We start from the raw sequence: 482 nt of genomic DNA on the forward strand, positions 1-482 counted from the left end.
CGCTTGCGGGCGGCGGGCACGAAGCGTTCGGGTCCGATGGCCAGGCCGATGTTCCGGTGCCCGAGGGAGATCAGGTGGCGGAAGGCGAGGTCGAGGGCGGCGGAGTCGTCGGTGGACACCGAGGGGGCGTCGACGCCGTCGGCGTGGCCGTTGATCAAGACGATGGGCATGCCGCGGGAGCGCAGCCGGTGGTAGCGGTCCTTGGAGGCGGTGGTGTCGGCGTGCAGGCCGGAGACGAACACGATGCCGTCGACGTTGTGCTCCAGGAGCATCTCGACGTACTGGTCCTCGGTGGTGCCGCCGGGGGACTGGGTGCACAGCAGGGGGGTGTAGCCGCGTTCGGTGAGCATGGTCTCGATGACCTGGGCGAAGGCGGGGAAGACGGGGTTGGACAGCTCGGGGACCACGAGGCCGACCAGGCCGGCGGAGCGGGTGCGTAGCTTCTCGGGTCGTTCGTAGCCCAGGACGTCCAGGGCGGCGAG

1 protein-coding gene is annotated in these 482 nt (G+C 70.5%); it reads right to left on the reverse strand.

All coding sequences use genetic code 11. From position 1 onward, the window contains the following. The coding region (locus HP550_RS00130; protein WP_425484400.1) for a LacI family DNA-binding transcriptional regulator at window positions 1–482 on the reverse strand (482 nt) is incomplete at both ends.

Source organism: Cellulomonas humilata, from assembly GCF_013359775.1.
In the GTDB taxonomy this organism is placed as follows: Bacteria; Actinomycetota; Actinomycetes; order Actinomycetales; family Cellulomonadaceae; genus Cellulomonas; species Cellulomonas humilata.